This is a genomic window from Komarekiella delphini-convector SJRDD-AB1 (assembly GCF_014831675.1).
Taxonomy (GTDB): Bacteria; Cyanobacteriota; Cyanobacteriia; order Cyanobacteriales; family Nostocaceae; genus Komarekiella.
The window spans coordinates 182966-205446 of record NZ_VJXY01000001.1 but is presented as its reverse complement, the minus strand read 5'-3'; the positions used below and the strand labels follow the sequence as shown (position 1 = coordinate 205446).

Sequence of the window (22481 nt, the reverse complement as noted above, 5' to 3'; positions counted from 1 at the left end):
ACTCATGCCACATATATCTCAAAATTCATCGTACGCGCCTCCTGCGCCAACGCAGGATGAGTATCTCCTGTTTGAGGACGCGACGAGTACCGTTATTCATCCTCGGACACAGAAAAAAGCTGAGAGCAATGATTGGTTTTATGGCACAGAAGAACTTCTAGATGCTTTGCCAAAGGCTTGGACTCGCTCCATGCTGTATTTGCTGATTAGTTTTGCTGCGATCGTTTTACCTTGGTCGATGCTTTCTAAAGTAGATGAAACAGGAAATGCCAGAGGGCGTATGGAACCTAATGGAGCAACCCAAAGATTGGATAGTCCAGTTACTAGTAGCGTCACTACTGTTAATGTCAAACCAGGTACAACCGTCAAAGCAGGGCAGGTTTTGGTTGAACTGGAATCTGATCTTCTACGTTCAGAACTGCAACAGACACAAGCCAAACTAGAAGGGTTAATCAATCGGCGATCGCAACTAGATCTACTTAAAAACCAAATTGTCTTGACAATCAACATTCAAGAGCAACAAAACCAATCCCAACAATTGGAAAAAATTGCCCAAGTTAATCAAGCGCAGCAAAACCTGGATGCTAGAAAGAGTGCGTATCTCTTACAAAGAATAGAAAAACAAGCCTTAGTGGAGCAGGCTAGGCAGAATATCAATTCCACCCAGGTTGCTCAAAAGTTAGCTAACAGTCGTTTAAGCAGAGATGCAGCAGAAGTCAAACGCTATCGCGATCTTTTGAAGCAAGGTGCAATTGCCCAAACTAAAGTTGTGGAACTGGAAAAGACAGCAGAAGAAAGTCTTAGCTCGTTGGAAGAAGCTAAAGGTAATATCAAACAAGCCCAGTTGCGCTTACAAGAGCAATTCGGCAACTATCAGGCGATTATGAGTCAAGCCCAGTCAGAGATTGAGCAAGCAAAACTGCGCTTGCAAGAGCAACAAAGCAGCTATCAAAGCCTGGTTCAATCAGGTAAACTGGCGGTACTCAAAAATCAAGAGCAACTCAAAGATGTGCAATCACAAATTACATCCCTACAATCAGAAATTGCTCAAACCGGAAGCCAGATTGCGTCCATCAAGTTCCAATTACAGCAACGAGTAGTGCGATCGCCTATTGATGGTACGGTTTTTGAGTTGCCCATTCAAAAACCTGGATCTGTAGTCGAACCAGGACAGATGCTTGCTCAAATTGCGCCTACCAATACTCCTTTGATTCTCAAGGCACAGATGCCCAGCGAACAAAGTGGTTTCTTAAAGGTAGGAATGCCAGTCAAAATCAAGTTTGATGCCTATCCATTCCAAGATTATGGAGTGGTAGAAGGGCGCGTCAGTTGGATTTCACCTAACTCGAAAGTTCAGACTAATAGCCAAGGCAACCAAAGCAGCGTAGAAACTTATGAGTTGGATATTACTCTAGACAATCCTAATATCCAAATTGGCAATAGACGCATCCCCTTAACAGCTGGTCAAACAGCAAATGCAGAGGTCATTATCCGCCAGCGTCGGGTTATCGACTTTATCTTAGATCCGTTTAAGAAGTTGCAAAAAGGTGGTTTAGAGCTTTAATCACTAGTTATTAATTAGCTAGTACACTACGCTGAAAATACAGTTATTTTTGCCATGCTGTACCAGTATCTATTGTCAATGGTCAGTTTTATTTACTACTGACCATTGATAACTGATGCTCGGAAACAGTCAACAGTAAACAGTAAACAGTTATCAGTTCTGGGGGTGTATGGTGGGGGATTTAAACCCGCCAAATAACGCCTGCCACTAATCTGCTTTGGGTTATTAAGCTATTACGCTTTTAAATGCACAGTCACTCATGAGGTTCGTTAACCGCTGACGGTTAACTGTCAACCGTCAACAGTCAACAGTCAACTGTTTACTGTTAAAATCCCTACAAGTTCACAAAATATGCAAGTTGTATTGGTTAGCGATCGCTGACTTTATACGCCATAAACTTTATACTTACAGAGGCGAAATTCTGCATACTAAACTACTAATATTTCTAATAAAAAGTCAATTTTTTATTAATTTTAAATAATTAAATATAATATTTGCATCTATATTTTGATGGATAAATAAAAAACTTGTTTTAATAAAAAGATATTTTATAATTGTTACCAAATAAAGTATTAAAGCTAATATTAAATAAAGCCGTTGAAGCTGTATTTATCAAGACTAAACATATACATTAATGTCGTCTATAAACAGCTTGTTTGTATCACTGATAAAACTGGTTGCTAAGTGGAGGAATTAGATGATGTCCAAAGTGTTAACTGTTTCTCCTGATGATATTCTTTACCATATCAAACTCTCATTTCAAGTCCCTAGTATATTGGAAGCGATCGCCACTCGAAAAGTTATTGCAGATGAAGCTGAAAAAGCAGGAATTCAAATTGATACACAAGAACTGCAACAAGCAGCAGATAGCCTACGTTTAGCTAACCAACTTATCAAAGCAGAAGATACTTGGGCATGGTTAGGAAAATATCATCTTTCTCTAGATGACTTTGAAGTAATAGCCCAAACCAACTTACTATCTGCCAAGTTAGCAAATCATTTATTTGCAGATAAAGTCGAACCATTCTTTTACGCACACCAACTAGATTACATTGGAGCAGTAACCTATGAAGTAATATTAGATGATGAAGACTTAGCTCTAGAACTGTTTTATGCTCTGCAAGAAGGCGAAATAAGTTTCCAAGAAATCGCCCGTCAATATATCCAAGATCCAGAAACCCGCCGCGCTGGAGGATATAAAGGTATCCGTCTTCGCCGCGATTTAAGACCAGAGTTTGCAGCAGCGATTTTTTCTGCTAATCCTCCACAGATTCTCAAACCAATCACTACATTAAAAGGAGTACATATAATTGCCGTTGAAGAAATCATTAAACCTCAATTAGATGAGCAGCGACGTCTTCAAATTATGGGAGATTTATTTACTAATTGGTTAAAGCAACAAGTCGCTACTGTTGAAATAGTAGCAAAGCTAACTGAGAATATTAATTCTGAATCATCGAAAGTAATGCTTAATCAGGCTTAACTTCTCTCATAAAGCTAAGATAAAATAAAAAACCACTCTTAATTAAGAGTGGTTTAAATCATAATTCCAGAACTTACGCACTCAGATCCCCCAACCCCCTTAAAAAGGGGGCTTTATAAATTCCCCTCTTTTGAAGGGGAGATCTAGGTTTCAGCCTTCAGTGCGTAAGTCCTAAATTCGATAAATCTAAATTTATCTAAATACCCGACTTCTTTAAGAATTCGGGTATCTAAATCCAGATTATTTCATAAATTCAAAGAAGTGTAGATATCCTCTGAGTTGGCATTGAGGTAAGGACGTTGCAATTCAATTTCTCGCAAAGAAAAATTTTGCAAAATCGATGCCAGCCGACCGGCTGGTGTATTATTTCCTTGTTGCCAAGCATCAAGCAAACCATTGGCAATAACTTGACAGCGGTTAGTACCAAAACTTTCTTGATCGCCAAATTTTTGATTTGGTTCTTCTGCGATCGCCAACCCTGGCGCTAGTAACTTGGTAAACAAAGGTACTGGCTCATCAAAATGAGATTGGTGTTCTGCATACACCCTTTCTAATACTTTGTGAACAGCTGGATAATTGCTTTTGCCAAAGTACAGCACACCTGAATCATAACGCTGATAATCCGAAGGGTTGTATAACACTTTAAATGAGAAAGAAATCCCCAAAGTGTTAAGTTGGGTTGTCAAACTGTCCATGACTGCAACTGCTCCTTCTGGAGTTAAGTTGAAGTAGACACGCACGATATTTTGATAATTGGGAGTCGTCCCGGCATTAGCTATTGCCATATAGAATCCGTTTTGCACGATATTCTTAGGCATTTTGATTGCCACCGACTTACCAACAGTGACAGATTGAGCTTGTGGTTGCAAATGGAGTAGACGCTCAATGTGCAGCGTCAAACCATTCTTTTGTACTACCAAAGTATCATCTGTTGCTTCTTGAACCACCAGCCAATCATAACTCCAATAGCCTTCACTCTTGTTGCTTTCGTGCAGGCGATCGTAAAACGCTAAATCTACACCCAACAAAGTGTTATTTTCGAGATTTTGGTTCAATGCTAAATTCGTTACCTCTGCATTGGAGCCGAGAGCACGTTTTAAAGAGCCATTGTAATAAATACCGTAAAGAAAACTACGCAATTGCAGACTTAAATATTTATTCTGGAGATCTAAAGGCAATTGCTGAAAACGAGAAACTGCTGACTCTGGCAATTCCAAAGGTTGGTAGTCTGGGTGTCGAATAGAATAGTGAGACTCAATCTGAACCTGATGAACGATGTCTTCCAGTGATGTCTGCAACGACTCTGGAACATCTTGCAGTTGACTTTCCAGTGAAGCTAATAGTTGCATATATACTTTTGCCTGTGAGTTCGGGGAAAGGGAATTTTAAACAGTCAACAGTGAACAGTAAACAGTAAACAGTTGGTGGATTTAAACCCGGCTGATAGCGCCTGCCACTAATCGGCTTTGGGTATTAGTTTTCAGTTACAAGTGAGCCACTCCTTAAACCCAATTATCTTGATTGATAACTGTTTACCGTTTACTGATAACGCGCCCCCTTAGTAGTTCTCCTTAAACCCAATTATGTTTACTGTTTACCGTTTACTGATAACTGTTAAACAGGGGATAAGCTTGTGGGAGCGAGGTAGCGTGCTTCCATACCGAAAATCGTCGGAATTGATGCTTCTGGACGGCACAGCAAACTTTTGGCAACTTGGAGCATACAGACACCCACATTACCAAAGGTTTTTTCATGCTGGAGTTGTGCTTGAATAGCTCTAATCAAAGCTAAACCGCAAAATTGCATGACTCGCGGTAAGAAATCAGGACGACGTTCTAAGATTTCGGGGAAGTCAGCTAAATAAGCAGTAGCTAGGGCCGCAATTGAAGGCTGGAGAAGTTGTAAAGGGGTTGTAGCTAGACGTAAAGAGTCTTCGATCGCGATTGTGTTACTAGTAACCAAGCTGTACAGCCAGATTTGCAGGTAGCTGGCGACTAATGTTCCTAAGTCATTAGCTGGATCTCCCCAAGCACCGCGTTCCCAGTCAATCAATCGAATGATGCTGTCAGTTGTAGGCGATTCTTGAAAAACTGCGTCTTCCCAGTCTAAGGATAAAAGAATATTGTTCAGCTTTAGATCATTATGGGTTAGACAACAAGGGGTAAAAGCATTGCTCAAATCTGCGATCGCTTTTCCGAGGCTGTCATAACGTTGATAAAGCGCAAAGAATTTCAAACCATGACTAGGAACCATACCAAACACCGCCGGAGTGATTCTATCTAAACCACGAGCCAGATTAGGAGTTTGTTGACTTGTATCCTCATCGTCTTGGAGAAACTCTTGATAGTTTGGATGGTCAATAGTTAGGCGATGAATTGATGCCAGAGTAGTTCCAATTACCGTTGCAATCTCACTGGCAAAGTAATTTTCCTTGATGTAAAAATCTGTCAGATCACGATAATCAGTTAGATAATTGAAAACAAGGATTGAATGTGTAGCGTCAAAATGTACCGCTTCCGAAAAACATGGATAAATTTTGCTGAGTTCGGGAAAATTTTGTAATAACTTGTGAACTCGCCATTCCTTTAAAAACTCACCAGCAGTTTTGCCTTCTCTGTTATAACGCTCTTGTTTAACAAGGAGTTTCCGATCGTCTGGTAAGCTGAGTAACAAGTTAAAGTTTTTAGCAGGTTTTGGCTCAATGTTGTTCAAAAACTGCTCTTGAGTACACAAACCTTGGGAAATCAGGTAGTCTACAACATTTTGAGAACTCAATATAAATGGTGGCATATTCTTAGATAATTTTCGACGTTAACAACTAAAACTTCTTGCTTAGTTAAAAGTTGGTTTTGGTAGACTAGAAAACTATATATCCACCATAAAGATGTCCAAAAAGCAATCATATATAACCTCTTATCGCTCATTGTGTCAGGTTGTAACGACAATCATCAGACAGAGAGAGTTATTCTCTTTAGAGCATGAATTTTTCAGTGTTGAATGACTTTGCAATCCACGCAATACTGGAGATAGCAAATATTGCGATCGCAGCTTCCAGTATCTTCATGCCAAAGTTAAAAGTCTGAGCAAAAGCGTATTCTTCACCACCATATATAGAATCCACACCATTGAGATTAGTCAGGAAGGTTTCTGAATCAGCGGTATGCAGGTCAGAGATTTCGATTTTTGCCATTTACTTCATCTTTGAAGCAATAATTAAATAGTTGCTCAATGTGACCCAGATAAAGCTGTAAGTTAGTTAATTGAACTCAGCAAATAGCTAAAAATTAGTCAACGACAATGTAGGCAAGGTTGATATTTATTAACAACTTGGCTGGGGATACAGCATGATTAATTAACAATGACAACCATACTCGGTATTTGAAATTACTTTTTCTTACTAAGAGAGCTATTTAGCTTAGTATCAAACTATAAAGCTATTAGCCATTAGAGTTGTCGTAGGAACTAAATGATTTGGCTAAGTAAACAATCTGATCAATAGCGTATGTAATGACATATCCCTCAATCAGCTTTGTATATCCCGAATAGTTGCTAAAGCCAGAATCATAACTACCAGATATAGAATCTAAATCACTCATGTCATTGAGAAAGCTTTCAGAATCTTGGAATAGTTGTGAGCCAACATTACTCAGTTCTGAAAGAAAGATAGTTGCCATAATTTGCACCTATATTGCTTGATTTATTTGCTTCTCCTGAGTATTTGGTAATTCAAACTCATATTTATCTCAGAGATTACTTTTCCATTTATCTCAGGAGAGCTAAATAGCTCAGTAGTAAACTACAAAGCTATTAGTAAGCGGAGTAATCGTTGGAGCTGAATGACTTAGCTAAGTAAGTAACATGACCAATGGCATATACATTGACATAACCTTCAATCAGTTTGTCAAATCCATAAAATTTACTGAAGTTGTCGTAACCACCAGAGATTGTATCTACATCGCTGAGATCATTAAGAAAACTTTCAGAATCTTGGAATAGTTGAGAACCAGCGTTATGTAGTTCAGAAAGAGTGATGTTTGCCATGATTTTCTCCTAAAATTATTGTTGCAAATTATCTTGAGAGTGTTTAATTTGATAGCCTCTCCTGGGTGTTTGGTAATCGAGAAATCTCATGTTTATCTTAGAGATTACTTTTCCCATCCATTTACGCCAGGAGAGCCAAATAGCTTTGTAGTTTTAGTACTAAGCTATTAGTAAGCGGAGTAGTCGTTAGAGCTAAATGACTTAGCTAGGTAGGTAACATGACCGATGGCATATACATTTACGTAGCCTTCAATCAGCTTGTCAAATCCGTGAAAGCCGCTGAAGTTGTCGTAACCACCGGAGATTGCATCTACATCGCTGAGGTCATTTAAAAAGCTTTCAGAATCTTGGAATAGTTGAGAACCCGCATTACGCAATTCAGAAAGAGTAATAGTTGCCATGATTTTCTCCTAAATTATTGTTGCAAGTTAATTTGAGAGTGTTTAAATTGATAGCTTCTCCTGGGTGTTTGGTAATTCAAACTCATATTTATCACAGAGATTTCTTTTCCTTTTTGTCCCAGGAGAGCCAAATAGCTTTGTAGTTTACTACTAAGCTATTAGTAAGCAGAGTAGTCGTTGGAGCTAAATGATTTAGCTAAGTAGGTAACATGACCAATTGCATAGATATTGACATATCCTTCAATCAGCTTGTCAAATCCATGAAAGTCGCTGAAACCAGAATCATAACCACCAGAGATTGCATCTACATCGCTGAGGTCATTGAGAAAGCTTTCAGAATCTTGGAATAGTTGAGAACCAGCATTACGCAATTCAGAAAGAGTAATAGTTGCCATAATTAACTCCTAGAATTCTTGTTGCAAGTTATTTTGAGAGTGTTTAAATTGATAGCTTCTCCTGGATATTTGGTAATCGAGAAATCTCATATTTATCTCAAAGATTACTTTTCTCTTTTACGCCAGCCAGGAGAGCTATTAGCTAAGTAGTCAACTACGAAGCTCTTAGTAAGCGGAGTAGTCGTTGGAGCTGAATGACTTAGCTAAGTAAGTAACATGACCGATGGCATATACATTTACGTAGCCTTCAATTATCTTGTCAAATCCCCAAAAGTCGCTGAATTTGTCGTAACCACCAGAGATTGCATCTACATCGCTGAGGTCATTGAGAAAACTTTCGGAATCTTGGAATAATTGAGAACCGGCATTACGCAATTCAGAAAGAGTAATAGTTGCCATAATTAACTCCTAAAGTGTTTGTTGCAAATCATCTGTAAATTGCTTAATTTGTTTGATTCTCCTGGGTATTTGGTAATCGAGAAATCTCATATTTATCTCAGAGATTGCTTTTCATTTTTATCCCAGGAGAGCCAAATAGCTTAGTACTAAAACTACAAAGCTATTAGTAAGCAGAGTAATCGTTGGAGCTGAATGACTTAGCTAAGTAAGTAACATGACCGATGGCATATACATTTACGTAGCCTTCGATGATCTTGTCAAATCCATAAAAGTCGCTGAAGTTGTCGTAACCACCGGAGATTGCATCTACATCGCTGAGGTCATTGAGAAAGCTTTCAGAATCTTGGAATAGTTGAGAACCAGCATTACGTAATTCAGAAAGAGTGATAGTTGCCATGATTTTCTCCTAAAATACTTGTTTTCAAGTCAGTAGTTTTTGTGGGCAATTAAGCTGTGCTTCGCTTAACCGTTAATGCAATTTTTATTCAGAACAATTAGGAAAGTCAAGGCTTTAAGCTTTGTTGAAAAGACATAAATAAATGACTTGAGTCTCTTAAATATTGGTTTTGAATTAACTAAGATTCCCGACTTCTTAAAGAAGTCGGGAATCTTAGTTGAAAGTTTTATAGTTGATAATTTTAATAAAAAAATCGTGCGTTCTAACGTTAATTAGATTTAGAACGCACGATAATCAGAAGAAAACTTAATTCAAAACAAGCTGACTCATACATTTATTCTTCCACTACTTCTACACTCTCAAGTGTTTGATTGAGTTGTGCCGACAGCCTATCAAGAACACCATTCATATCATCTATAGTGGCTGTTAATACACTTGTGTCGATTGTAATCGTACTTCCAGTTGTTCCAGTTGCTCCAGTTATTCCATCTGTCCCTCTTCTTCTTCTCCTTCTTCTTAAACCACCTTCCACAGACTTCATTTCCCAAGGCTCTAGTTCAGTGAGCAGATTTTCATTACTACTAGCAGGCAAATTGGAGATTATTATCTTCGCCATTTTTTCCTCCCGAAATACGGTGATAGTCAATAAAACACTCTTGGGATCAGATTAAGCTACCAATCTAAAATCCCTCTCTACTATTTTGTAATGTAATCTTATAAATTCAAGATTTTTAGATTGATTTCAAAGACATAATAAATGGAGTTTCGTCTTTTAAATGATGAGTTTACAAATAATATTGCTTTTTTGTCGTTTTATATAATTAGAGACGCAAGAAATTGCGTCTCTAATTATCATTTGATTGCAGTTTGCGATGGATGAGTAACCTAGATTAATTCTTCATCTGTGGTTGTGAAGTAGGAATAGCCACATCTATCGGTGTCACTTGTGCTGCTAGTTGTGTCAAGGGTGGTTGAATGGCGCTTTGATTCCCCACTACCAAAGTCACAATATTTTCTGGCTTTAGGTATTGTTTTGCTACCCGCTGCACATCAATTGCTGTGGTTGCGGCTACGGCTTTTTGATAGCGGAACAGGAAATCAGCCGGATAGCCGTAATATTCGTATCGCATCAACCTTAACAAGGTTTGGCTGGGGTCTTGAAAGTTGAAAACAAAGGAGTTCAGCGTAGACTCCTTGGCAAAAGCTAGTTCTTTTGGTGTTACTCTTTGTGCTTGGATGCGCTTGATTTCAGCTTGCAAGGCTTTGACAAACTGCACAGTAGCATCAGAGCGGGTTTGTCCACCAGCAATGAACATCCCAGGGTAGTCGAAGCGGGGACTCCAGTAGCCGTATACTGAGTAAGCTAAACCTTGACGCGATCGCACTTCATTAAACAAGCGTCCGCCAAACCCATTTAACACCCCATTCAACACATCCAACGCCGCATAGTCTGGATTATCGAATCGTCCGCCTAAATGCCCAACCAGAATACTACTCTGAGTCAGTTGCGGCTGATTTACAAAAAATACTCCACCTGTATTAGCTGGTAACACCTCTGGTAACTGAGGTTTAACAATTTTGGGGTTACGCTTCCAGTCGCCTAATTTAGCCTGAATAAGCGATCGCATTTTCTTAGAATCGAAATCCCCCACAATCCCCAAAATCAGATTATTCGGGTGGAAATATTGCTGGTAGAAGTTGAGCAAATCCTCACGAGAAACTCGATCAAGTGTTACATACTCTATCGTGCGGGCATAAGGATTTTCTTTACCATAAATCAACTTGCGAAATTCCCGACTAGCAATCTCATCTGGATCATCATTGCGACGGGCAATACTACCTCTGGCCTGTGTCTTAGCTAAATCTAGCTTTTCTTGAGCAAACACAGGTTCTCGCAGCACCTCAGTAAACAGCCCAAACACCGTTTCTAAATCTTCACTAAGTGCTTGAAAACTGGCATTACCATTAGCTTCACCAATGCTAGTTTCCACCGCAGCCGCTCGTTGTTCCAACATGTCATTTAGCTGATCTGGCGAATGTTTCTTAGTTCCTCCAGTCCGCATCACCGCACCCGTAAAGCCAGCTAAACCAACTTTCTCTGATGGCTCCAAGCGACTTCCTGTACGCACTAATGCTGTACCATTCACCAAAGGCAGCTCATGATCCTCCATCAAATACACAACCAAGCCGTTTTGCAAAACAAACCGCTCATACTTGGGTAACTTGATCTCAGCCAACGGTGCAAGTTGCAACTCCGTATAATGCTTTGCCTCCGCCGTCGCCGCCAAAGAAAAGTTAAAAGTAAAAAATAACAAAGCAAAAGCAATAACCAAGGCAGACAACAGCCTCTTACTCTTCTGAATTTTCAATCTCATCCGCCTTTTACCCTTCACCTTGTATCTGTGCATATCTCTCTTCCTCTGCGCCCTCTGCGCCTCTGCGTCTACGTTTCCATCCCTATTTCGACAACAACTTACCAATCGTGCGATTCTCCGGCGTAAATGTCCCCTTCGCCACCCGTTGAACATCAGCCGTCGTCACCGCCGCAATTTGATCCAACTGCTTAAACAAATTCCGCCAAGAGCCAGTTTTTACCTCATATTCCAACAATTGCTGAGCCATCCCCATATTGGAACTGAGAGTACGTAACAATGCTGCTCTTGCTTGGGTTTTCACGCGCTGCAATTCCATTGCTGTAACAGGCTGAGTTTTCAAGGAGTCAATTTCCTTGCGTAAAGCCACCGCCAACTCATCAACTGTATGTCCAGGAGCCGTCAGAGCATAGAAAAATATCAAATTCGGATACTTATCCCCCGGAAATCCACTGAAACCCTGGGCATTTAAAGCCAAGCGTTGCTGTTCGACCAAAGACTTATACAGCCGTGACGTCCGCCCATCGCTTAATAAACTACCAATGATTTCATAAACCGCATTATCTGGGTGAGTAATTGCCGGACGGTGATAGCCTTCTAAATACCAGGGTTGAGAAGGTAACTGCAAAATAACTTCCCGCGTTTGTGTCTGTTTCGGTTCTGTGGGAATTGTTGGCTGTGCTTTTGGTTTTGCTTGATAGCGTCCAAAGTAAGTTTGCGCTAGTTTTTTCACCTCAGCCGGGTTAACATCTCCGACAATGGCGATCGTTAAATTGCTGGGTACGTAGTATGTTGCAAAAAACTTCTCTACATCTTCTAGTGTGAGATTGCGGATATCTTCGTCATAACCAATCACCGGACGCCTGTAGGGATGGGCTTTGTAAGCAGTATCGATAAACTTCTCCACCATCTGCCCAATGGGCGAGTTCTCCACCCGCATCCGTCGTTCTTCTAAAATCACATCTTTTTCTTTATAAAACTCGCGGAATACAGGTTCTAAAAATCGCTCTGACTCTAGCGACATCCACAGTTCCAACTTATTGGCAGGAAAGCTGTAAAAATAACGGGTAGCTTCAGTAGAAGTGTTAGCATTTAAACCCACGCCTCCCGCTTGTTCCACAATTCGCCCCAGTTCGTTTTGCTGAACTAGCTTGGCTGCTTGTGATTCCACTTGTTTAAACTCAGCTTCTAAGCGGGCAAGCTCATCTTTTTTGCCATCGGCTTTCGCTATTCTAATTTGGCTATCTAGCTCCTCTAAGCGATCTAAAAGCGGTTTTTCTGCTTTGTAATCTTTTGTACCGATGCGTGTTGTGCCTTTAAACGCCAAATGCTCAAGAAAGTGTGCCACACCAGTTTTCCCATCTGGTTCATCCACACCGCCTACATCCGCATAGGTAAGAAAGGAAACTACTGGAGCTTGATGCCGTTCCAAGACAATGAATTTCAAACCATTGTCAAGACGGAACTCTGTTAACTGTTTGATGACTCGATCTAGATAAGGCTGTATCGAATTTTGACGCTGTGGTTGTAGTAGTTGTTGAGGAGGTGCTGTTTGAGTATCAGCCAAAGCGATTTCTGGCAGCAATCCCCACCAAAGTATGAGCAGCGCCAACAAGGTAGCAAACAGTCGGCGCAATGTTACAGATACTTTATTTGACCAATCCAAAATCCGTCTTGGAAAGTTGAGCGAAGAGAAGTTGCGTGCGCGGGTTCCCCGCGTTGAGCAAACTTCGGGGACGGAAACCGACACCGCCCACTTTCCGCAAAATCTAAAATCTAAAATTGAGTAGCTAGACTGGCTCATAAGCAAAAATTAAAGTAAAGTTACACTACTTGAAAAACAAACTATTTAGCAAACAGGGCGTTAATCTTGTATTAAGCTTTCTGGGCTTTTTGTACTTGACGTTAGACAATAATGCTACAAATCGTGTTCCAGAGATTTCACCATAACTGCTATGCGAGTTTTTAATTCTCCCCCGCCCTCAGAGGCACAGACGCGCACTCGGATTTTACAGGCAGCACAGCGTTTGTTTGCCTCCCAAGGATTTGATGGCACTACCACCCGTGACTTAGCACAGGCTGCCAGTGTAGCCGAAGGTACACTATTTCGTCATTTTCCCAATAAGAAGGCAATTTTGGTGGAAGTTGCTACTAGTGGCTGGGTAGAAATCCTCACAGATTTGCTGACTGAATTGAGTGAGATGGGCAGCTATAAGGCTGTAGCTCAAGTGATGCGCCGCCGGATGTGGAATTTCCAAAAAAATGCCGACTTGATGCGGGTTTGTTTTATGGAAGTGCAGTTTCACCCAGATTTGCGCGATCGCATCCAATTAGAAGTCATCACCAAAATGACTGATGTGGCCGAAGCATTCTTTCAAACAGCAATGGATAGAGGCATTTATCGCCAAATGGATGCCAATCTTGTTGCTAAAGTTTTCTTAGGAATGTTTGCGATCGCAGGTTTTTCTAACAACACCCTCATGGAACCTGACGCCTCACCCCAAGAAATGCAGCAAATGGCAGAAGGACTGGCTGATATCTTCCTCAATGGTGTATTGGTTAAGGATTAGGGACTGGGAACTGGGGATTGGGGATTAAGGATTAGGGAGCAGAGGGAGCAGGGGGAGCAGAGGGAGCAGGGAGGTAACTTTGTACTCAGTACTCAGCACGGGCTAAACGCCCCGCTACCGCTAAGAGCACTCAGCACTCAGCACTATTTTTGCTTGTTGACTCCATTGTTGGACTAACTCAATCGCCGGACATAAATCTCGCCGCTGCATTGTTGCTACTTGCAAGCGCAAAATTTGTCGGTGCAATCGGTGAGTGGGAGTTTGAACTAACTGCCCTACAGAACCAATACCCGCATGGAGCAATAAACCGCAATATTGTATACCTATGCTGGGAATACGTGCCAAGTCAGCCAAAGCAATCCACTTATTTACATACTGAGGATGAACGTGTAATTTATTCGCTAACGCCAGCCTCATCTGTAAAGTTTTGCCTTGTTTAACTAGTGCTGCTGTGGTTTTAATCCCACAATTTTGTAGTTGAGATTGTTCCTCCTGGCTTAATCCAGGTAGTTGCTCAATCGGCCAGTCACAAGATATGACAGGACTTCGACTATCTATTTGTTTAGCAGACATTTGGAAAAATTAAAATATGGGTTTCTTTAAATATTGTGCCGCATACCGAATGCATAATTTGAGCAATATGAACAGGAATAATTATACTGCCCATAATCGGATTAGCCTGCGAATTTTCATAATTTGATCTCGCCAGTCTGTATGAAACTGGTTATACAATGCAGTAGAGTTTTAGCGAGCCATCAAGAACACCTAATTACACTGTAATCCACTCAAATTGTTCTTTTGATATGACATAAGTCACTATTTGAGCAAGGTTTTTCGGCTAATTGCCTCGCTTTTGAAAATTTTTAAATCTTACACCACTTCGTTTAGTGATTCTGATTTAATAATTGCTATAGTTTGTTTCATTTCTTAGAGGTTGTTTGAAAAGTGGTTGGCTGTATCTTTGCACTTGTTGATCCCCCCTAACCCACGCCAGTCGCTCATGGGGAGCCACCCCAAGGCGGAGGTTGCCGACGCTCGTTCGCGCAGCGTGTCGCAGACAAGACTCGCTCTAAGCGTTGGCGCAGCCTCAAAGTAGAGAAGCCATGCCGTAAAGCCTGCGGCATGGCTTCGCTTAAGGCGAAGCCTCTGTCTACGACACGCTACGCGAACGAAGAGAAGGCTTTACGCTGCGCTATCCGTTGTGGGGAGTGGCGTGTAAACCCCCTTGGCGCAGCCTCAAAGTAGAGAAGACCGCGCTGGCTCCCCTTCAAAAGGGGGGAATTTATAAAGCCCCCTTTTTAAGGGGGTTGGGGGATCTGAGTGCGTAAGTTCTGAAGCTGCTAAAACCAGCAATTGTTTAATCATTAGTCATGAACAGATGACTCTTTTGTCTGAGAATACTGGACAAACCACAATCTAGGGGCAATTAGATCTAGGATCGACTTAACAAAGCTGAAAAACAAAATTTTGGATAATAGATTTGTAGTAGATTTCAGCACTACTACAAATTAATTCCCGATCGCCATCGTTTACTTAGCAGGTCTAAAACTATGGAACTAACAATTGACAACGTTGAAACAGTCTTAGATGAAATGCGCCCTTATCTCATGTCTGATGGTGGCAATGTGGAACTCGTAGAACTTGACGGCCCTGTGGTCAAACTACGGTTGCAAGGCGCTTGTGGTTCTTGCCCTAGCTCCGCAATGACCCTCAGAATGGGCATTGAGCGCCGCCTGAAGGAATTGATTCCCGAAATTGCAGAAATCGAGCAAGTAATGTAGGGACTGGGGATTGGGGGGAGGAACTGGGGGCACAGGAGCAGAGGAGCAGAGGAGCAGAGGGGCACAGAGGCAAGAGAATAACTCTTTCCCTTTCCCCATTTTTCCCCTTTCCCCTTTTTCCCCTTTCCTCCTTTCCCCCTTTTTCCCCTTTCCCCCATGCCCAATCCTCAATAACTATCTATGTCCCATCCCTTACACGTCGCTTTTATCTGGCATCAACATCAGCCGTTATACAAATCTCCTGGCAGCAGCGTTTCAGTGTCTCCTAGTCAGCAGTACCGCTTGCCTTGGGTACGGTTGCATGGTACTAAGGATTATCTGGATTTGGTATTACTCTTAGAACGGTATCCGAAGTTACACCAAACGGTAAATTTAGTACCCTCGCTGATATTGCAACTTGAAGATTACATTGCTGGCACTGCTTTTGATCCTTACCTCACAGCCAGCCTAACACCAACTGAGCAACTAACTCAGCAACAGCGGGAATTCATTATCGAGCACTTTTTTGATGCCAATCACCACACTTTGATTGACCCTCATCCCCGCTATGCACAGTTGTACGAGCAAAAGCAGGAAAAGGGGCCAGCTTGGTGTCTGGCAAATTGGGAATTCCCAGATTACAGTGATTTGCTGGCTTGGCACAATCTGGCATGGATCGATCCGCTATTTTGGGATGACCCAGAAATTGCGGCTTGGTTAAAACAGGGTCGAAATTTTACTTTAAGCGATCGCCAGCGTATTTATTCCAAACAGCGCCAAATTCTCAGCCGCATCATTCCCCAACACCGGAAAATGCAGGAAGCGGGGCAATTAGAAGTTACCACTACGCCCTACACTCACCCGATTTTGCCCTTGCTCGCTGATACAAACTCTGGTCGGGTAGCAGTGCCCAATATGACGCTACCTCAGCATCGGTTTCAGTGGGCAGAAGATATCCCCCGCCACTTACAGAAAGCTTGGAACCTATATAAAGACCGTTTTGGACAAATACCCCGTGGCTTGTGGCCTTCAGAACAGTCAGTCAGCCCGGAGACACTTCCGTATATTATTAATCAAGGATTTAAGTGGATTTGCTCAGATGAAGCCGTTTTGGGATGGACACTGAAACACTTTTTCCACCGAGATGGGGCGGGAAACGTACAGCAACCAGAATTGCTGTACCAACCATACCGCCTGCAAACTCCAGCAGGTGATTTAGCGATTGTGTTTCGTGACCATAGATTATCGGATTTGATTGGCTTTACTTACAGCGCCATGCCAGCAAAACAGGCAGCAGCGGACTTAGTGGGACACCTCCAAGCGATCGCTAAAATGCAAAGAGACAGCCAAAGCGAACAACCTTGGTTAGTTACCATCGCTTTGGATGGAGAAAATTGTTGGGAATTTTATCCCCAAGATGGTAAACCTTTCCTAGAAGCTTTATATCAAACATTAAGCAACGAACCCCACCTCAAACTTGTTACTGTCTCCGAATTTCTCGAACAATTTCCTGCCACAGCAACCATCCCCGGAGAACAACTGCATAGCGGTTCTTGGGTAGATGGCAGCTTTACCACTTGGATAGGCGACCCTGCCAAAAACCGGGCTTGGGACTATCTAACAAAAGCTAGGAATCTGTTGGCGAATCATCCTGAAGCAACAGAAGCCAACAACCCCGAAGCGTGGGAAGCTTTATATGCCGCAGAGGGTTCCGACTGGTTCTGGTGGTTTGGTGAAGGACATTCATCAAATCAAGATGCCATCTTTGACCAGTTGTTTCGGGAACACTTGTTTGGCATTTACAAGGCCTTAAATGAACCCATACCTTCATATATTCGCCAACCAGTGGAAGTTCACCAAGCACGCGCAGACCACCGCCCAGAAGGGTTTATTCACCCCGTCATCAATGGTAAAGGTGATGAACAGGACTGGGACAAAGCTGGACGCATAGAAATAGGCGGGGCGCGGGGGACAATGCACAACAGCAGTGTCATCCAGCGACTTTGGTATGGGGTGGATCACCTGAATTTCTATTTGCGGTTGGACTTTAAAAGTGGTGTTGCACCAGGGGGAGATTTGCCAGCAGAATTAAATTTGCTGTGGTTCTATCCCGACAAGACAATGGTAAATAGTCCAGTTCCTTTGGCAGACGTGCCAGATGCAGCTCCACTTAATTACCTTTTCCACCATCTTCTAGAAATTAATTTGCTGACGCAATCAATTCAGTTTCGGGAAGCTGGAGAAAATCATCAATGGCATCCCCGCGCTAGTCGCGCTCAAGTAGCTTTAAATAATTGTTTAGAGTTAGCAGTACCGTGGGCAGATTTGCAAGTTCCGCCGGATTATCCCCTACGCCTGATTTTGGTGTTGGCGGATGACGGGCGTTTTTGCAATTATTTGCCAGAAAATGCTTTGATTCCCATTGAAGTACCTTAGAAAGGAGTTAGGAGACAGGAGTTAGGAGAATTTAACTTAATAAAGGGATAAAGCAGCTTGTAGGGTGGGCATTACAATGCCCACCCTACTTTTTGATGTTTTAGCTTCATACTTCACAGGTAATTTATCACCTCATTTACCAACAAGTTTCATCAGGATTAATTTGCTATCAAATTTTGAATTTTATATTTGAAATTTTCAATTGTAGGGTGAAAAAGGTCATGATTTAGCAAAGATACAGTGATGCTACTGACACCAAAGAATATTTTTCATAAAATTAAAGACATTGTACAGTAGCTTTTCTATAGCTAATGAATCGCTCTTATTCCAAAATAACTAATCATGGATACACTTCACAACAGACTCAACTTGGTCAAATGTGTGGTTCCAAACAGCTATTTCGCGATCGCTACGAAATACTACGAATTTTGGGTAGAGGTGGTTTTGGCATCACGTATTTAGCCAAGAATGCTGTACTACCAGGGAATCAATTGTGTGTAATTAAGCAGCTTTGTGTGAAGGTGACTAGTCCTCAAAGCTGGCAAAGAGCGTGCGATCGCTTTGAAAAAGAAGCCAAAACTTTAGGTCAACTCGGTAGCCATTCTCAAATTCCTCTACTTTTAGACTACTTTGAAAACAATGGAGAGTTTTATTTAGTTCAAGAATACGTGCAAGGCTTTACTTTGGCGCAAGAAGTCCGGCGAAATGGGCCAAAGAATGAAGCCGCCGTTAAACAATTTTTGCAGGAATTATTACCAGTATTGCAGTATCTTCATAAACATCGTGTAATTCATCGGGATATTAAACCTCAGAACTTACTGCGCTGTGAGTACGACGGACGGGTAGTACTAATCGATTTTGGTGCAGTCAAAGAAGAATTAGCTGACGCCTGTGAAAATTCAATCAATAAAACTGCTTTTATTGGAACTATGGGATTTGCACCACCAGAACAGTTGTCTCTGCGTCCAGTTTATGCCAGTGATATTTATGCACTGGGTATGACTTGTCTTTATTTGTTGACGGGCAAAAGCCCTTTAGAATTTGACTATGATGCAGATACCGGTGAGATATGTTGGCAAAAAGAAGTAAATATCAGTAACGATTTTGGTCAGGTTTTGAGCAAAATGGTGAAAATTCCTTTAGATGAACGCTTTAGGACTGCTGATGATGCGATCGCAGCTTTGAACTGGGAAAGCTATTTGCCGGCTTTAAATAACTGTTTAACTACCCAACACCTCAAAAATCAAACTACAAAAGTAGAAAATCCTCAAGTATATGTGCCTCCAGTTGCAAGAACTGCTAGCGCCATTCGGAAATGGAGAGCACGACTCAAAGAAACAAAGTCATGTAATTAATACCTAAAGTATCAAATTGACAATTAATCAAGTTAAGCTCATCCCACCCCAAAAGGGGTAAGATTTCACGTTGACTGTTGACTGTTGACTGTTGACTGTTGACTGTTGACGGCGCGTCTTTCATCTCATCCTTAGAAGGAATGGGTTTTCTCGACGCCTTTTTAGAAATAAATTTAGTAATGATTTTGACTATATTTAATAGTCAAATATGTTTGATTAATCTGGTTTTAATTAATACCTATAGCTGTTCTCGTTGAAGTAATTAACCACAGATTAACACCGATATAGACGCGTAACGGTGAGGGGGTCGCAGTCTTCTCTACGAGAGGCTTTGCCTTCGCAAAGTGTCTCGTAGAGAAGGCGGTTCCCGTCGATAGCGCAGCGGTAGCGAGTCATCGAGCGTCTTGCGAACCCCTGAACCTGTTCGCGCAGCGTCTTTGCAGGAGAAGGGCTTTCCGCAGGGTACACTGATAAATTTGTACCTCAGTCGGCTAGAAAACGCTATAGTAGCTTGTTACTTGCCAAGAGATAAGCAAAATTACTTGAGTAAATAATTTAAAAAAATTTTCAATTCAGATTATTATATAATCAAGAAAATAATTTTATGGCTCTCGTAGTTTTCCGAAGCTGAGGAAGACTTGCTACTATCTACAAACGCTAACTTATTGAGTAGCTCCATAATCCCCAGAACAGGGTTTTCTACCTACATCTACCAGTACGCGAGAGTCAATTACTTTAAGGGAAAAGCGCAAAGTCTGAACGGTTCGCGGAGCGTCTCGTAGAGAGGCTTCCGACGCTCGTTCCTCGCTAACGCTGCGCTATCCGATGGCTTCGCCAACGCCAAAGGCGAACAGACGCCAGTGACGCTCCTACGTCGCTACCGCTACGCTAATGCACAAGTCTCTTAACCCGCCCAAGCAACTGGCTCAACTTTGTAAGAGAAGGACAAACTTAGCTTAAACAATTTGCAATTCGCAGTTGGGTGTAGCCCCGCTGTGCTCTAAGCGTAGCTATACCGTAGGCTTTACGCAATTATGTTTAGGTAAGGGGATTTAAATCAAACAGTTAACAATCAGCAGTCAACAGTCAACAGTCAACAGTTAACAGTTAAACCCCTTTTATTAAGATAAATATTCATGCAGTCGCGCTTGTCAGATCATGATCTGCTGCTTAAATCCCGATTGCCAAAATCCCCTAAATCCCAATGGAAAGAAAATTTGCCAAACTTGTAGCACCCCGCTGGTGTCACTTTTGAGAAATCGCTTCCGTGTCATCCGAGTGCTTTCAGATGAGGGGGGATTTGGCAGAACCTACCTATCAGAAGATACAGATAAACTAAATGAACACTGCGTCATCAAGCAATTAGCGCCTAAATTTCAAGGAACTTGGTCACAAAAAAAAGCAATGGAGTTGTTTGCCGAAGAAGCAAAGCGACTACAAGAACTTGGAGAAAATCCCCAAATTCCCACGCTGTTGGCTTACTTTGAGCAAGACGGCTGTCTGTATTTAGTACAACAGTTTATCAATGGGCAGAATTTGTTAAAGGAGTTGCAGCAACGTAAAGGGTATAGTGCTAAAGAAGTTCAGGCAATTTTATTAGATTTATTGCCTATACTCAAATTTATTCACGATCGCGGCGTCATTCATCGAGATATTAAGCCAGAAAATATTATCAGGCGTAAAAATGATGGAAGATTAAACCTGATTGATTTTGGCTCCTCAAAGCAATTTACAAACATTCAAAATAAAGTTGGCACATCAATCGGTTCACATGGATATTCTCCAATTGAACAAATTAGAGATGGCAAAGCTTATCCAGCTAGTGATTTATTTGGTTTAGGAGCTACCTGCTTTCATCTACTAACAGGAATTTCTCCCTTTCAATTGTGGATGGAAAACGGCTATGCCTGGGTAGGAAATTGGCGGCAATATTTGCGAATTCCATTGACTACAGAGTTAGAAATTGTTCTGGAAAAGCTTTTGAAAAAAGACATCCAAGAGCGCTATCAATCAGCCGACGAAGTAATTAAAGATTTGACTTACAAACAACCACTTGCACTACCACCAGCTGGTCAATTAACAAGAAAAATCCCACCAACACAAGCACCAGATTTACCAATAAAATATACCTTACTCAAAAGTGTAGTTTTAGTTAGTGCTTTCATTTTATTGTTTGGATTTAGCGAAACTTGGTATCAGCAATCTCGCCGGATTTACGCCAGTTTGGCTGCTAGGTTGAATCAGCACAATCATAGACCAGACGGTGAGGAGGCTTTGGGTCAACCGCCAAAAACTGCTTTGAGAAATATTGTGTTATCTCACGCTATTAAAGGTCATGAAAACTCGGTTTCATCTGTCGCCATCAGCCCAAATGGCCAGATAATTGCTAGCAGTGGCGATCGCACAATCAAACTGTGGAATTTAGCAACCGCAAAGCAAATCTCTTCACTCAACGGGCATTCCCAGCAGGTGAATATTGTAGTGATTAGCCCAGATGGCAAAACCTTGGTTAGTGGTAGTGATGATAACACCATCAAAATATGGAATCTAGCAACCGGACAACAAATCCGTACTTTGATCGGGCATTCCGACTCTGTTCATGCTTTAGCAATCAGCCCAGACGGCAGAACTCTGGTTAGTGGTAGTGATGATAACACTATCAAAATATGGAATCTAGCAACTGGACGCCAAATCCGCACACTTGTAGGACATACATTCTGGGTGCGGTCTGTTGCCATTAGCCAAGATGGTGCAACCCTTGCTAGTGGCGGTTTTGACAAGACTATCAAACTGTGGAATATGGGCAATGGAAATCCAATTCGCACATTAATGGGAAATACTCAAACAGTTACAGCTGTAGCCATCAGCCCAGATGGTAATACTCTTGCCAGTGCTAGTCGCGATCGCACAATCAAACTTTGGAATCTAGCTACTGGAGAAGAAATCTTAACATTAGTGGGACATAGCAACACAGTCACATCTGTAGCCTTTAGCCCAGATGGCACAATTCTTGCTAGTGGTAGTCGCGATCGTACAATCAAACTTTGGAACCTTGCAAAAGGAGAGGAAATTCTCAAATTGGCGGGGCGTAGCAACACCATCACATCTGTAACCTTTAGTCCTGATGGTAAGACCCTTGTCAGCAGTAGCGAGGATAATACTATCAAGATTTGGCAATTGTCTCAGTGAGTGAGAGCAGGGGAGGCAGGGGGGCAGAGGAGGCGAGTATTAAAGAGTTGCTCACGAATATCAAAGACTCGTCCACGAATATCAAAGACTCATTGTTGTATTGCAAAACATATCTCCCC

Annotated in this window: 21 protein-coding genes; 7 read left to right on the top strand and 14 right to left on the bottom strand. The window is 41.7% G+C overall.

Annotated elements, in window-relative coordinates:
- Positions 1–4 precede the first annotated feature (4 nt).
- Entirely contained in the window at positions 5–1564 is a 1560-nt protein-coding gene (locus FNW02_RS00855; protein WP_191755708.1) for an HlyD family efflux transporter periplasmic adaptor subunit, read from the top strand.
- A gap of 700 nt (positions 1565–2264) precedes the next feature.
- The gene (locus tag FNW02_RS00850; RefSeq protein ID WP_191756029.1) at positions 2265–3047 is read left to right on the top strand and encodes a peptidylprolyl isomerase; all 783 of its coding nucleotides are present in this window, start codon (positions 2265–2267) and stop codon (positions 3045–3047) included.
- A gap of 245 nt (positions 3048–3292) precedes the next feature.
- On the opposite strand, the gene FNW02_RS00845 is transcribed toward FNW02_RS00850, so the two are convergent.
- The 12 genes from FNW02_RS00845 to FNW02_RS00790 form a co-directional block, all read right to left on the bottom strand.
- Positions 3293–4396, bottom strand: a complete 1104-nt coding sequence (locus FNW02_RS00845) for a T3SS effector HopA1 family protein (RefSeq protein ID WP_191755707.1) — start codon at positions 4394–4396, stop codon at positions 3293–3295.
- A gap of 265 nt (positions 4397–4661) precedes the next feature.
- Positions 4662–5837: a phosphotransferase family protein gene (locus FNW02_RS00840; protein WP_191755706.1), complete on the bottom strand. Its 1176-nt coding sequence runs from the start codon at positions 5835–5837 to the stop codon at positions 4662–4664.
- Positions 5838–6018: 181 nt separating this feature from the next.
- Entirely contained in the window at positions 6019–6237 is a 219-nt protein-coding gene (locus tag FNW02_RS00835; RefSeq protein ID WP_191755705.1) for a hypothetical protein, read from the bottom strand.
- Positions 6238–6484: 247 nt separating this feature from the next.
- Positions 6485–6721: a hypothetical protein gene (locus tag FNW02_RS00830; RefSeq protein WP_191755704.1), complete on the bottom strand. Its 237-nt coding sequence runs from the start codon at positions 6719–6721 to the stop codon at positions 6485–6487.
- Positions 6722–6854: 133 nt separating this feature from the next.
- Positions 6855–7088: a hypothetical protein gene (locus FNW02_RS00825; RefSeq protein WP_191755703.1), complete on the bottom strand. Its 234-nt coding sequence runs from the start codon at positions 7086–7088 to the stop codon at positions 6855–6857.
- Between the two features lie 167 nt (positions 7089–7255).
- A complete protein-coding gene (locus FNW02_RS00820) occupies positions 7256–7489 on the bottom strand; it encodes a hypothetical protein (RefSeq protein WP_191755702.1) in 234 nt (77 codons plus the stop codon).
- 158 nt (positions 7490–7647) lie between these two features.
- Positions 7648–7884 carry a hypothetical protein gene (locus tag FNW02_RS00815; RefSeq protein WP_191755701.1) on the bottom strand — a complete coding sequence of 79 codons (237 nt, stop codon included), beginning with the start codon at positions 7882–7884 and terminating at the stop codon, positions 7648–7650.
- Between the two features lie 165 nt (positions 7885–8049).
- Positions 8050–8283, bottom strand: coding sequence for a hypothetical protein (locus FNW02_RS00810; protein ID WP_191755700.1), 234 nt, complete (start codon positions 8281–8283; stop codon positions 8050–8052).
- A gap of 163 nt (positions 8284–8446) precedes the next feature.
- Entirely contained in the window at positions 8447–8680 is a 234-nt protein-coding gene (locus FNW02_RS00805) for a hypothetical protein (RefSeq protein WP_191755699.1), read from the bottom strand.
- 334 nt (positions 8681–9014) lie between these two features.
- A complete protein-coding gene (locus tag FNW02_RS00800; RefSeq protein WP_191755698.1) occupies positions 9015–9296 on the bottom strand; it encodes a hypothetical protein in 282 nt (93 codons plus the stop codon).
- Between the two features lie 274 nt (positions 9297–9570).
- Positions 9571–11088, bottom strand: a complete 1518-nt coding sequence (locus tag FNW02_RS00795; protein WP_225225328.1) for a M16 family metallopeptidase — start codon at positions 11086–11088, stop codon at positions 9571–9573.
- A 49-nt stretch (positions 11089–11137) separates the two neighbouring features.
- Positions 11138–12721, bottom strand: a complete 1584-nt coding sequence (locus FNW02_RS00790; protein WP_348535353.1) for a M16 family metallopeptidase — start codon at positions 12719–12721, stop codon at positions 11138–11140.
- 286 nt (positions 12722–13007) lie between these two features.
- Here FNW02_RS00790 and FNW02_RS00785 point away from each other — a divergent pair, with 286 nt between their 5' ends.
- A complete protein-coding gene (locus FNW02_RS00785) occupies positions 13008–13622 on the top strand; it encodes a TetR/AcrR family transcriptional regulator (protein ID WP_191755696.1) in 615 nt (204 codons plus the stop codon).
- Positions 13623–13742: 120 nt separating this feature from the next.
- Here the strand turns inward: FNW02_RS00785 and FNW02_RS00780 are convergent, their stop codons facing one another.
- Both FNW02_RS00780 and FNW02_RS39445 read right to left on the bottom strand, forming a co-directional pair.
- Entirely contained in the window at positions 13743–14195 is a 453-nt protein-coding gene (locus FNW02_RS00780; protein WP_191755695.1) for a DUF4332 domain-containing protein, read from the bottom strand.
- Between the two features lie 425 nt (positions 14196–14620).
- Positions 14621–14746: a hypothetical protein gene (locus FNW02_RS39445; RefSeq protein ID WP_263627700.1), complete on the bottom strand. Its 126-nt coding sequence runs from the start codon at positions 14744–14746 to the stop codon at positions 14621–14623.
- A gap of 426 nt (positions 14747–15172) precedes the next feature.
- Here FNW02_RS39445 and FNW02_RS00775 point away from each other — a divergent pair, with 426 nt between their 5' ends.
- The 4 genes from FNW02_RS00775 (at position 15173) to FNW02_RS00760 (ending at position 22362) form a co-directional block, all read left to right on the top strand.
- Entirely contained in the window at positions 15173–15403 is a 231-nt protein-coding gene (locus FNW02_RS00775) for a NifU family protein (protein ID WP_191755694.1), read from the top strand.
- A gap of 180 nt (positions 15404–15583) precedes the next feature.
- Entirely contained in the window at positions 15584–17818 is a 2235-nt protein-coding gene (locus tag FNW02_RS00770) for a glycoside hydrolase (RefSeq protein WP_191755693.1), read from the top strand.
- A gap of 311 nt (positions 17819–18129) precedes the next feature.
- Positions 18130–19173: a serine/threonine-protein kinase gene (locus tag FNW02_RS00765; RefSeq protein WP_191755692.1), complete on the top strand. Its 1044-nt coding sequence runs from the start codon at positions 18130–18132 to the stop codon at positions 19171–19173.
- Between the two features lie 1158 nt (positions 19174–20331).
- The gene (locus FNW02_RS00760; RefSeq protein WP_191755691.1) at positions 20332–22362 is read left to right on the top strand and encodes a serine/threonine-protein kinase; all 2031 of its coding nucleotides are present in this window, start codon (positions 20332–20334) and stop codon (positions 22360–22362) included.
- Positions 22363–22481 lie beyond the last annotated feature (119 nt).

What these genes read in the sequence shown, in the direction of transcription:
- FNW02_RS00855 (WP_191755708.1), top strand. Translation starts at nt 5, where the DNA reads ATGCCACATATATCTCAAAATTCATCGTACGCGCCTCCTGCGCCAACG.
- FNW02_RS00850 (WP_191756029.1), top strand. Translation starts at nt 2,265, where the DNA reads ATGTCCAAAGTGTTAACTGTTTCTCCTGATGATATTCTTTACCATATC.
- FNW02_RS00845 (WP_191755707.1), bottom strand. Translation starts at nt 4,396, where the DNA reads ATGCAACTATTAGCTTCACTGGAAAGTCAACTGCAAGATGTTCCAGAG.
- FNW02_RS00840 (WP_191755706.1), bottom strand. Translation starts at nt 5,837, where the DNA reads ATGCCACCATTTATATTGAGTTCTCAAAATGTTGTAGACTACCTGATT.
- FNW02_RS00835 (WP_191755705.1), bottom strand. Translation starts at nt 6,237, where the DNA reads ATGGCAAAAATCGAAATCTCTGACCTGCATACCGCTGATTCAGAAACC.
- FNW02_RS00830 (WP_191755704.1), bottom strand. Translation starts at nt 6,721, where the DNA reads ATGGCAACTATCTTTCTTTCAGAACTGAGTAATGTTGGCTCACAACTA.
- FNW02_RS00825 (WP_191755703.1), bottom strand. Translation starts at nt 7,088, where the DNA reads ATGGCAAACATCACTCTTTCTGAACTACATAACGCTGGTTCTCAACTA.
- FNW02_RS00820 (WP_191755702.1), bottom strand. Translation starts at nt 7,489, where the DNA reads ATGGCAACTATTACTCTTTCTGAATTGCGTAATGCGGGTTCTCAACTA.
- FNW02_RS00815 (WP_191755701.1), bottom strand. Translation starts at nt 7,884, where the DNA reads ATGGCAACTATTACTCTTTCTGAATTGCGTAATGCTGGTTCTCAACTA.
- FNW02_RS00810 (WP_191755700.1), bottom strand. Translation starts at nt 8,283, where the DNA reads ATGGCAACTATTACTCTTTCTGAATTGCGTAATGCCGGTTCTCAATTA.
- FNW02_RS00805 (WP_191755699.1), bottom strand. Translation starts at nt 8,680, where the DNA reads ATGGCAACTATCACTCTTTCTGAATTACGTAATGCTGGTTCTCAACTA.
- FNW02_RS00800 (WP_191755698.1), bottom strand. Translation starts at nt 9,296, where the DNA reads ATGGCGAAGATAATAATCTCCAATTTGCCTGCTAGTAGTAATGAAAAT.
- FNW02_RS00795 (WP_225225328.1), bottom strand. Translation starts at nt 11,088, where the DNA reads ATGCACAGATACAAGGTGAAGGGTAAAAGGCGGATGAGATTGAAAATT.
- FNW02_RS00785 (WP_191755696.1), top strand. Translation starts at nt 13,008, where the DNA reads ATGCGAGTTTTTAATTCTCCCCCGCCCTCAGAGGCACAGACGCGCACT.
- FNW02_RS00780 (WP_191755695.1), bottom strand. Translation starts at nt 14,195, where the DNA reads ATGTCTGCTAAACAAATAGATAGTCGAAGTCCTGTCATATCTTGTGAC.
- FNW02_RS39445 (WP_263627700.1), bottom strand. Translation starts at nt 14,746, where the DNA reads ATGCCGCAGGCTTTACGGCATGGCTTCTCTACTTTGAGGCTGCGCCAA.
- FNW02_RS00775 (WP_191755694.1), top strand. Translation starts at nt 15,173, where the DNA reads ATGGAACTAACAATTGACAACGTTGAAACAGTCTTAGATGAAATGCGC.
- FNW02_RS00770 (WP_191755693.1), top strand. Translation starts at nt 15,584, where the DNA reads ATGTCCCATCCCTTACACGTCGCTTTTATCTGGCATCAACATCAGCCG.
- FNW02_RS00765 (WP_191755692.1), top strand. Translation starts at nt 18,130, where the DNA reads ATGAATCGCTCTTATTCCAAAATAACTAATCATGGATACACTTCACAA.
- FNW02_RS00760 (WP_191755691.1), top strand. Translation starts at nt 20,332, where the DNA reads ATGATCTGCTGCTTAAATCCCGATTGCCAAAATCCCCTAAATCCCAAT.